This is a genomic window from Halomonas sp. SpR1 (assembly GCF_031010175.1).
In the GTDB taxonomy this organism is placed as follows: Bacteria; Pseudomonadota; Gammaproteobacteria; order Pseudomonadales; family Halomonadaceae; genus Vreelandella.
The window spans coordinates 1-8,958 of record NZ_JAUAMB010000067.1; the positions used below are offsets into that span (position 1 = coordinate 1).

16 protein-coding genes are annotated in these 8,958 nt (G+C 51.9%); 10 read left to right on the forward strand and 6 right to left on the reverse strand.

The genetic code is table 11. The annotated features are described in order from the left end of the window. Positions 1–155: 155 nt before the first annotated feature. Entirely contained in the window at positions 156–557 is a 402-nt protein-coding gene (locus tag QT231_RS23815; protein WP_308339252.1) for a hypothetical protein, read from the reverse strand. A 177-nt stretch (positions 558–734) separates the two neighbouring features. Then, entirely contained in the window at positions 735–1,085 is a 351-nt protein-coding gene (locus QT231_RS23820) for a hypothetical protein (RefSeq protein WP_308339253.1), read from the reverse strand. A 242-nt stretch (positions 1,086–1,327) separates the two neighbouring features. Here QT231_RS23820 and QT231_RS23825 point away from each other — a divergent pair, with 242 nt between their 5' ends. Together QT231_RS23825 and QT231_RS23830 are read left to right on the forward strand one after the other, a co-directional pair. After that, positions 1,328–2,284 (forward strand): DNA cytosine methyltransferase, encoded by a 957-nt coding sequence (locus QT231_RS23825; RefSeq protein WP_308339254.1) that lies wholly within the window; start codon positions 1,328–1,330, stop codon positions 2,282–2,284. Continuing rightward, positions 2,284–3,147 carry an NgoMIV family type II restriction endonuclease gene (locus tag QT231_RS23830; RefSeq protein WP_308339255.1) on the forward strand — a complete coding sequence of 288 codons (864 nt, stop codon included), beginning with the start codon at positions 2,284–2,286 and terminating at the stop codon, positions 3,145–3,147. The genes QT231_RS23825 and QT231_RS23830 overlap by 1 nt, the downstream gene beginning before the upstream one ends. A gap of 88 nt (positions 3,148–3,235) precedes the next feature. Here the strand turns inward: QT231_RS23830 and QT231_RS23835 are convergent, their stop codons facing one another. From QT231_RS23835 to QT231_RS23850, 4 genes are all read right to left on the reverse strand, one after another. Continuing rightward, positions 3,236–4,447, reverse strand: coding sequence for an HNH endonuclease (locus QT231_RS23835; RefSeq protein ID WP_308339256.1), 1,212 nt, complete (start codon positions 4,445–4,447; stop codon positions 3,236–3,238). Then, positions 4,440–5,015, reverse strand: a complete 576-nt coding sequence (locus QT231_RS23840; RefSeq protein WP_308339257.1) for a hypothetical protein — start codon at positions 5,013–5,015, stop codon at positions 4,440–4,442. The genes QT231_RS23835 and QT231_RS23840 overlap by 8 nt, the downstream gene beginning before the upstream one ends. A 64-nt stretch (positions 5,016–5,079) precedes the next feature. Continuing rightward, the gene (locus QT231_RS23845; RefSeq protein WP_308339258.1) at positions 5,080–5,748 is read right to left on the reverse strand and encodes a S24 family peptidase; all 669 of its coding nucleotides are present in this window, start codon (positions 5,746–5,748) and stop codon (positions 5,080–5,082) included. Between the two features lie 113 nt (positions 5,749–5,861). Next, positions 5,862–6,308, reverse strand: coding sequence for a hypothetical protein (locus tag QT231_RS23850; protein WP_308339259.1), 447 nt, complete (start codon positions 6,306–6,308; stop codon positions 5,862–5,864). Between the two features lie 57 nt (positions 6,309–6,365). On the opposite strand from QT231_RS23850, the gene QT231_RS23855 reads away from it, so the two are divergent. From QT231_RS23855 to QT231_RS23890, 8 genes are all read left to right on the forward strand, one after another. Beyond that, positions 6,366–6,572 (forward strand): hypothetical protein, encoded by a 207-nt coding sequence (locus QT231_RS23855; RefSeq protein ID WP_308339260.1) that lies wholly within the window; start codon positions 6,366–6,368, stop codon positions 6,570–6,572. Positions 6,573–6,607: 35 nt separating this feature from the next. Further along, entirely contained in the window at positions 6,608–6,811 is a 204-nt protein-coding gene (locus QT231_RS23860) for a hypothetical protein (RefSeq protein WP_041158941.1), read from the forward strand. 37 nt (positions 6,812–6,848) lie between these two features. Then, a complete protein-coding gene (locus tag QT231_RS23865) occupies positions 6,849–7,040 on the forward strand; it encodes a hypothetical protein (protein ID WP_041158940.1) in 192 nt (63 codons plus the stop codon). Then, positions 7,033–7,428, forward strand: coding sequence for an ogr/Delta-like zinc finger family protein (locus tag QT231_RS23870; RefSeq protein WP_308339261.1), 396 nt, complete (start codon positions 7,033–7,035; stop codon positions 7,426–7,428). Before QT231_RS23865 ends, QT231_RS23870 begins: the two co-directional genes overlap by 8 nt. Beyond that, positions 7,409–7,786, forward strand: coding sequence for a hypothetical protein (locus QT231_RS23875; protein ID WP_308339262.1), 378 nt, complete (start codon positions 7,409–7,411; stop codon positions 7,784–7,786). Before QT231_RS23870 ends, QT231_RS23875 begins: the two co-directional genes overlap by 20 nt. 37 nt (positions 7,787–7,823) lie before the next feature. Further along, positions 7,824–8,234: a hypothetical protein gene (locus tag QT231_RS23880; protein WP_308339263.1), complete on the forward strand. Its 411-nt coding sequence runs from the start codon at positions 7,824–7,826 to the stop codon at positions 8,232–8,234. Continuing rightward, positions 8,231–8,545 (forward strand): hypothetical protein, encoded by a 315-nt coding sequence (locus tag QT231_RS23885; RefSeq protein ID WP_308339264.1) that lies wholly within the window; start codon positions 8,231–8,233, stop codon positions 8,543–8,545. The genes QT231_RS23880 and QT231_RS23885 overlap by 4 nt, the downstream gene beginning before the upstream one ends. Continuing rightward, positions 8,545–8,958 (forward strand): hypothetical protein (locus QT231_RS23890; protein WP_308339265.1); only part of this gene is annotated, 414 nt, incomplete at its 3' end. The genes QT231_RS23885 and QT231_RS23890, both read left to right, overlap by 1 nt.

Consider the following 8,958-nt stretch of genomic DNA (forward strand, 5'->3'; position numbering starts at 1 on the left):
CCGCGCCGACATCTACCCCGAAACCCCGGTCACTGCCGAAGGCTACAAGCCAGAGATCGACGCCACGCCCTGGATCATTGACGAAGTCACCCACAATTTCACGGAGCGGGGGTATACCTGCAGTATTCGGATGGAGACGCGGTGAGTATCAGCACTTATTCTTCACTCGCGGCCTCACCCATCCTTGCCGCACCATAAGTCAATGGCCCCAACATGTAACGTAACAGTCTCTCTGCTTGGGCAGGGCTTTCAGCACCCTCAACGACATGATTTATCACTTCATCTGTATACATAGAGAGGCTCTCCGCATGTGGTCGAAGATCATCAACACTGTTCACATCGGGAAATACTCTAGGGTCGAGGTACCCTTGCTCATACATCTCCTTTAGCAGACCACCCGCCGACGCTACCTTGTTTTCTTCACTGGCTTCACGCCATTCATTGCCATTGGCATTTTCTAAGGTACCGCCCTCGTACCACTCATCCGCAAACGCCAATAAAGACGTACACAACAAACAAACCAATGTGGCGCCTAATGCTATTTTCTTCATCTTCACTATGCCCTCTTTTTAAAAACAAAACCCCCGACCACTCCACATGGCCGGGGGTATTCCGTTGCCGCAATCTTCTGGCGAAGCGTTTCCGCCACGCGTGCTATTAGGCGACCACACTACTATGCCAAATTAGCTGAGCAATGCATGTAAGCATTTTGCCATCTGTTTGTAAGAAATAACCTACACCGCCCAACACCTGGATTGCCTAACCACCACCCCTCGATACTGCTTGGCGGTTATAAAACACCCCTGACCACCACTGGCAGGCAGCAACCGGCAGCGGCTACCCACGCGGTGCGCTTTGAATAACCGGTACTCGCCTTCCACCTCCGCCACCACCAGATCGGCATGGCCAAACGAACGCGCCTCATCCACCACCAGCACATCGCCTTCCATCCAAAGCCCGCCTGGGCGTGCATCCTCGCTGATCTCCACCAGAAAGCAGCTGGGTGGAAATTTTCGTCTGTCCATCTCTGCCACGGCTGGGTGCTCCACGCCCACCACTGCTGGCCCCAAGTAGTTCACTCGCATGCTGTTGCCCTGTGTTTACTCCACATTTAGCGACGACAATTAATATTTGCCAACCGCTTCCTCAGCGTCAATACTGTATAAAAACACATAATCAAGCAATACATTAGCAAAAATGAATTGCCATAACAGCGGCAAGGGCCATAGGCCTGAAATCCACCTTCAACGTGATACACTGTTGATCAAAATCGAGTAGCGCACGGCTCCCACCGGCGCTGCTCGATCGTTTTATTAGTGAGGATATTATGGGCCGTTTCACTTCCCTTGAAATGTGTGCGGGCGCAGGCGGGCAAGCGCTCGGCATTGAGCTGGCTGGCTTTGAACATGAAGCACTCGTTGAAATCGAACCGCCCGCCTGCGCAACGCTGCGCTTAAATCGCCCACAGTGGGATGTCAGGGAAGAAGACTTACGGCTCTTCAATGGGCTGCCATATTACGGTGTCGATTTAGTGGCAGGTGGTGTTCCTTGCCCCCCTTTCTCTAAGGCGGGCCAACAGCTCGGCGAAGCTGACGAAAGGGATCTCTTTCCCGAGGCAATCCGCCTCGTCGATGAATGTCGCCCCAAAGCCGTCATGCTTGAAAACGTGCGCGGCCTTATGGATGCACGCTTTGCCGATTACCGGCGCAAAGTAGAAGATCAACTCAACGCCCTGGGTTATGAAACCGGTTGGCGTCTGCTCAACGCATCTGACTATGGGGTTTCGCAACTTCGCCCCCGAGTGGTGTGCGTTGGTATTCGCAAAGAGCTCTCCGAACACTTCTCATGGCCAGAGCCTTTAAAAGTGGCTCCGCCCACTGTGGGCGAGTTGCTGCTTGACCTGATGCAAGAAGGTGGCTGGGAAGGCGCTGAAGAGTGGGCGAAACAAGCCAATACTATCGCGCCCACTTTGGTGGGTGGCTCTAAAAAACACGGAGGGCCAGACCTCGGCCCCACCCGTGCGAAAAAAGCCTGGGCCGCCCTAGGCGTGAATGGGCATGTCTTGGCTAATGAGCCTCCCGAAAAAGACTTCGTAGGCATGCCAAAACTCACTCCCAAGATGACCGCCAGAATCCAAGGCTTCCCCGATGATTGGGAAATTTTCGGTAAAAAGACAGCTGCGTACCGCCAAATTGGCAACGCTTTCCCGCCACCAGTGGCAGCAGCCGTCGCATCACAAATCTTTCACGCACTATCGGCCAAACGTATTTACAAGGTAGCGTAATGGGAACATCGGCGGAATTTGGACACCTACGGAAAGCATTTCATGCCGAACTGCTTAAAGCGACACTGACCACCAACGACAAAGGCGTGGTCAGTAATGCCGATAGCAGCAATCGAACCAGTAAAGCCATCGCCAAAGGTATCGCCGACCTATTAAAAGCAGAAACCATTGGCGAACGCATTGCCGGGCAAACATCCGGCAATCAGTTTGAAACCATCTGCGCCCACTTCGTTGAAGCGGCCTTCCTTAAGCTTCAACACCTGCGACCAGGCACTTGGGATATTCACCAGGTCGGTGGCCGAAACCGTCTCGAAATTGCCCGCTATGAGCAATACGCCCATTTGGTAGCGCTGGATAAAGCCGCGAAGGCAGATAGCGAACTCGCCGCGGCGCTAGGCAGTGATTACACCATCACGCCGGATATCGTTGTGGTGCGGGAAGCGGAAGACGATGAAACCATTAACCGCCATAGCCACCTGGTTGATGATGAAGTCACCACGTTATCGAGCCTTCGCAAGCAAAACGGCGGCCTACCGCTGTTGCACGCGAGCATTTCCTGTAAGTGGACGATCCGCAGCGACAGAGCCCAAAACGCCCGTTCAGAGGCGCTTAACCTCATTCGTAACCGCAAAGGTAGGCTGCCGCATGTGGTCGTGGTCACCGCAGAACCTACCCCAAGCCGACTCGCTTCCATCGCCCTGGGTACCGGTGATATCGACTGCGTTTATCACTTTGCGCTCTATGAGCTTCAAGAAACGTTAGCGACACTGGGCATGGATGATGCTGCCGATCTGTTAGCCGTCATGGTTGACGGAAAGCGATTAAAAGATATCAGTGATTTGCCGCTCGACTTGGCGATCTGATATTAGCTCAACCCAGCGCGCCCATGATGGCCACCATGGACGCGCTGAACGGGAAAATGCACAGTACGCCTGCCAACAACATATCTTATTACCTATTTTTAGAGTGGTGAATTAAAAAAGGCATTAACTTCTGCATCACCAATTGTGTTATTTTTTCTAAGTGCACAGCTTCAATGGTATCACCTTCTTTAATCCCACACTCTTCTAACGCGTAAGCATATGCCAAATCAATAACCCGCTTTCTCTCTGCATCAAAGCTAGCCGCCTGAGCCCTCTCTATGACATCTGACATAGCTCTCTTAAAATTATAAAAACTGGCTCTTTCATAGTTACATATAGGTTCGATATCTTCCTGAGAAAAATCCAAATCAACATTGATATCGAAAATTTCTTGATTCACAGGATTTATAGAATAGACATTATAAAAATCTTCTCCTTTATAGCAATCAGAAAGGCAAACAACCATTCTATAAGCACCAAAAAACTCAACATAACCTAGTATTAAATTTTTCTTAGCATCACTTTTTATAGCGACACAATGTATAGGAACTCCTTTTTCTCTATTTTCAACCAAATCCTCTTCATTATAGTAACCATAACATGGAGCTGCGTTGTTGTTAGTTAAATAGTTATTTGCCAGATTGCAGAAAGTCAAGTCAACTCCACTTGCATAAACCATGCAAAGAGCTGTTTTAACTATAGATCTTCCTGAAAGATCACCACCTATTTGAGTTTTCATTTCAATTGGATCGTCAAGATAATCAGAAACAAAACTGACTTGAGAAAGAATATCTTCGATGTCAATATCAGGATGCTTCTTTTTAAGACCATTAAGCATTCTTCGCGCTTCTTTTTGGTCTCTAGCAACTATGTCGTACTTAACTACCTCGTCAGTTTCACTTCTTTTAAAAGTAGGCTTTGAAGGGCTATACGTTCCATCACTATTCCATGTAAAGGAATCTCCACCACGTGTATTAAAATTTTGTGATGGAGGAGGAGACCTTTCTCGTTTCACATTACATAAAAGATTTAGCGGGTTAAGTTGTTTTGCTAATTCTGCATCCCATTTATCGCCTGTTTTACTATTACAGCTTCTACATATAAAACCTTTAACCTTTAATCTACCACCAATAGACTGAGGTATCATATGCTCCTCAGTATTATTCAAAGAGGTTATACTACATCCACATAAGGCACATAAATTAAACTGTGATTTTAAAACTATATTTCTATCAGATAATTCTCTGTAAGAGAATTTCCCATAAACGTCTTTTCCACCTAACTTTATAAATTTATTCACACTTACCCCTACAATATCGATTGAGCTCAGAAATCAGCGCATCCAGCCCAGGCTGCCGATCCTCGTAATAGACTGTAATGAACTCTTCCGACCACTGATAACCATATTCAGCAGAAACCTTCACATCGCTCAGCGAATCAATATCGATCAAGCTCGCCAGCACGTCGAAAGCCTGTTCTCGGTTCATCTCAAGCGTGACAGACTCATCATCTAGTAACGTTGTTTGATCTCTCTGCTGAAAGCTAGGTATTTCAAGCGGTGTAGCAGTTACAGTCACTTTCTCAATAGACGTATGAGCAAAAACGTTATAGACACCATAAATTGCTGCACGCCAATTTTCATAGTAAGTGACGCTTTCAGGCTCGCTGGCAAAGGCCAGCTTGGAAAGCCGATAATGTGGCTTATCTGAATCCAGCATCTCAAATGTATTATTTGAAGGATCATAATCTTGGTGGGCATACATCAATTCTTCAACGGTATCGTACTGTTCACTAAGACTAAGTTCAGCTAATGCCGTAGAGGAAAAAGCAGCGGCACTCAACAAGATCAATGCTTTTACAAATGTCATTCCCCAACTCCCTATTTTTTAATAGCAGTCTCAAAACCTTCTTACTGCCTTTATGGTTTTACAGTTAAACCACCCGCCCAATCCGAATCTCACACCGCCCCAGAATCTCTACATCATGCATATCCTGCGGCTTGATCATTTCCGGCTGGTAGTGGTCGTTGTCGCTAATCAGGTACAGCGCCCCGCCCGCCAGTCGCTGCACCCGTTTAATCCGGCGCTCGCCACTCACCAGCAGCAAAAACACCCCTTCCTGTTTCGGGTCGCGGTTACTACGATCCACCAGCACCCAGTCACCATCGGCCAGGGTGCCGTCCATCGAATCGCCGCGCACTTTGATGCCTACCACCTGGGCAGGATCGAGCCCCTGTTCAGAAAGTTCGGCCGTCGAGAAGTAGAGCGTGGTTTTAATCGGCTCGCCTTCAAAGCTACGCCCTGCCCCGGCAGCGGCTTCGATGTCGTACATCTTCACCGGCGAGAGTTCCGGCCCTGGTTCATTCGCAGCCAAGCTCAATGGCTCGCCACTAGATGTAATCGAACGACTACCTGTCAGCACGAAATGTGTATTCACGCCAATCCCATGCAAAGCGGATAGGTAATCAGCTTTAGGGCTGCGTTTATCACTCTCGTAGAGCAGTTGAGTGTTTTTTGTGACACCTGCGGCTGCTCCTAGCTCTCCTTGAGAAAAGCCAAGCCGCACTCTTTCATCACGTAAACGCTCACCTATAGAACTCATTTGGTATTCATTCCTTGACAAGGTATCGTTTTGGATACACTCTAAATATGTCTTTCACTCTACAACACAACGCAAAGGGAACCACTGCCATGGTCACACCTGCTCAACAGCGTTCAACAGAACTCGGCGAAAGATCCTTGAGGCTTGTCGCCCATGAACTCAGAGCCGCAAGTATTACACCGCAAGTAAATGTTCGCAGACCGAGTTTTCTCGACCGGCTGGAGTATCGAAAGCTCGCGCTTTTGGAAGCAGTGTGCGCAAAACTCCACGCCCTTCTCCACATTCGCTTCGAATTCCTCTCCGGGACGAACTTGAACTACCCAAGCCCCGCTCGGTTTCTGCTGACGCGTGTAGTGCTGCCGCTCAATATCAAACTTCTCGTAATCAGCAATCGTTTGCTTAAGCGCAGCATTCTCTTGAATGAGCGACGTCTCGCGCATTTGCGCGTCCACCAGCTCCCTTTGCAGTTCGGAAAGCCGCTTGGCTCCTTCTCCACCGTCTTCGATGAATTCCCAAAGCCCTTGGGTACGTCGAAGAAGGTCACCAACGTTCGTCGCCATAAACGCTAACCCCCGCACCTTTAAAAAGTCTTTTACTTCATTAAGGAAGCCTAACCCATGGCCACCACTAACACCATTGCCCCAAAGCCGATTTATGCCCCCAAAGGGTGTAACTCGCCAATCATGACCTACCTCACCGAAGCCGAGCGCGGCAGCTTGGAACGCATTACCAAGCTGGAAATGCGTTCGATGTCAGCCACCGCTCGCATGCTCATGCTGCGCGGCATCGCCCAATACGACCAAGACACCCTCTCCGCCAATTAACCCGTTGTTCGTGCTTCTGCATAAGGAACGCCGTCATGCACCAAGACACCCGTCGCATCCGTCAACGCTATGCCGCCATCAATTTGGACGACTACGAAGCCAAGTTGATTGACGCCCTGGTCGACTACACCGGCATGTCGAAAGCCACCTTGCTGCGCCAATTGGTGCTGAAAGAAGCGCTCGAAACACTCGGCGTTAGCGACATCGTGAATACCAGTATGGGCCAACGTGCATCGTAAAAGCAGGCACAAAAAAGGCCCTAAAGGAGCACCCAAAATGCCCCATGAGTTTCGCTTAGCACTGGATGAGGAGCTGGACACCCAGCTGGAGGCAGTGCGGCAACAGCAAGGGCTTGAAACGCTCGACCAAGCCGCGGAGTGGCTCGCCCGCCGACGACTACGTAAGGGCACGGCCAGCCTCACCGGCCGAGGCCGCGCCCTCTACGAAATAAGGGGGCCGAGTGACTGAAAAAACCGATGTAAAACCGGGCTCCGTCGAAGGGGAATACCTCGAAGGAGAAGAAACAGAAAGCGTAGAAAACCAGGACAGTCGACTTCGCTTCGACTGCCCTCACTGCGGATCACATATGTGGGTGCGAACTTCGAAGACGCATCTACCCATTTTCCGGGTGCTCTACCTGCACTGCAGCAACGTGTTTGGTTGTGGTTTCCGTACCACAGCAGACCTTTCGTTAAAGCATGTGCTGGCCCCCAGTTTCAGGCCAAACCCAAAAGTGGATCTTCCGTACTCCCCGTGGTTCAAGCGGCACGCCCGTTTGGAGCAACAAGGCCAGATGCGTCTGGGTATCGAAGATCAAACCAAGAAGGAACCACAACATGAACGTCGCACCCATTAAAGCCGCCAAGGCACCGTTCGATATCGCCACCGAAGTGCTGTGGCAAAACCGCTGGGATAACCGCGCCGAAGCGCTGCGCATCACGATTGGCACCCTGGTGCACGACTACGGCATCGCGGAAACCACCGCCGAAGTGGCCGCCATTCAAGCCTTTGCGGATCTGGATAGCGTCAATCTGGATGCAACCATCGACCTCACCGCCAGCACCGCCCATGTAGTGGTACTGCGCACCCGCAACGGCTGCCCGGTGGTGTTCACCGCCCGCGACCTCGACCGCATGATCCAGCAGGCCCGCGACGCAGGCTTGGCCCAGGTGGTTGATGCCGATACCCGCCGTCCTGTCGTCCTCGAGCACTGAACTGAATTACTGAGCTGAACTACTGAGAGAGCCCACCATGGCCAACGTGACCCCACTCCCCACACGCAAAGCGCCGCCCCGCGTTCACACCGACCGGGCGGGCTTTGGCGAACTCCGCGCCGAGCTGCACAGCCGCGCGGCGGATCAAGACTTAATCAGCGTCTGGGCGGATCTCCCCTTTCCGGAGCGCCGCCTAGTGCTGAAAAGCGCCGGTCTAAACGCCGACGCCACCCAGCAGATTAACCACTTCGCCAAGCCGGAACGCGAGGCGATCCGCGCCGCCATCCACCGCATGAGCGACTACGCCAGCGGCCTGAAAGACCAGCTGCGCAACCGCGCCCAGCACCCCAGCCGTGAACTGGCCAGCCACGCCCGCCAAGCCCTGGTGGAAGGCAACACCAAAGCCGCCCTGCACTGGCTAAGCCTGATCGAAAAGGGGGTGGCATGAACGTCGACTCCAGCAATATCGGCTTTGTTAACAGAACCATGCTCGGGCTATATGAAGCTCACAACCAATTGAAATCCCTCGCCGCTGAGCTGAAAGCGAACCATAGCCCGCTAGCCGCCAAAGAGTTGGCGGCAGAGGTGGAAAAGCTCGGCGCGCAAATAACGCAGATCGAAGGCGTTTTAGGCGACCACGACCTTTCTATCTGCCTCGCATTGCAAAAAGCCGTTAACGAAAATCCACCACGCTTCATCCATGTGGATATGGGCATCCCCGGCGGTGACCACACCTGTTTCAAAGGGGTGGAGGCGTGATGTCGGCGATTGAGCAATCTCGCCAGTTTGGCGCACCGGGCACACGCACCAAACCGGGCTGCGCTGAGTGGCGTCAGGGGTTCTTTGACAAACTCCCCAGCTTGGCCGAACAGCTGGCGGCGGGTTTCGTTCATGTCGCCACGCGCCACGGCAACGCGGCGGGTAACCGCTGGCTAGCCCGCAACACCCGCGAACTGATCGACCCGGCCAGCGTGTATCGCCGTTTCCCTGCCATCGCCCAGGATCTGGAGCGCGGTTTTAACGGGCTGGTCAAACGCGCCCCCACCACCATCGAAGGCTTGCAGCAGGGTTGCCAGTGGCTGGCCAGCGTGGAAAAGAACCTGGTGCTGCATGGTTTGAACGTCACCCACGACGATGAAGCGGTGATCAACCACGCCGACGCCCAAGCCACG

Coding starts and splice junctions, on each gene's coding strand:
- QT231_RS23820 (WP_308339253.1), bottom strand. CDS start 1,085: ATGCGAGTGAACTACTTGGGGCCAGCAGTGGTGGGCGTGGAGCACCCA.
- QT231_RS23825 (WP_308339254.1), top strand. CDS start 1,328: ATGGGCCGTTTCACTTCCCTTGAAATGTGTGCGGGCGCAGGCGGGCAA.
- QT231_RS23830 (WP_308339255.1), top strand. CDS start 2,284: ATGGGAACATCGGCGGAATTTGGACACCTACGGAAAGCATTTCATGCC.
- QT231_RS23840 (WP_308339257.1), bottom strand. CDS start 5,015: ATGACATTTGTAAAAGCATTGATCTTGTTGAGTGCCGCTGCTTTTTCC.
- QT231_RS23845 (WP_308339258.1), bottom strand. CDS start 5,748: ATGAGTTCTATAGGTGAGCGTTTACGTGATGAAAGAGTGCGGCTTGGC.
- QT231_RS23850 (WP_308339259.1), bottom strand. CDS start 6,308: ATGGCGACGAACGTTGGTGACCTTCTTCGACGTACCCAAGGGCTTTGG.
- QT231_RS23855 (WP_308339260.1), top strand. CDS start 6,366: ATGGCCACCACTAACACCATTGCCCCAAAGCCGATTTATGCCCCCAAA.
- QT231_RS23860 (WP_041158941.1), top strand. CDS start 6,608: ATGCACCAAGACACCCGTCGCATCCGTCAACGCTATGCCGCCATCAAT.
- QT231_RS23865 (WP_041158940.1), top strand. CDS start 6,849: ATGCCCCATGAGTTTCGCTTAGCACTGGATGAGGAGCTGGACACCCAG.
- QT231_RS23875 (WP_308339262.1), top strand. CDS start 7,409: ATGAACGTCGCACCCATTAAAGCCGCCAAGGCACCGTTCGATATCGCC.
- QT231_RS23880 (WP_308339263.1), top strand. CDS start 7,824: ATGGCCAACGTGACCCCACTCCCCACACGCAAAGCGCCGCCCCGCGTT.
- QT231_RS23885 (WP_308339264.1), top strand. CDS start 8,231: ATGAACGTCGACTCCAGCAATATCGGCTTTGTTAACAGAACCATGCTC.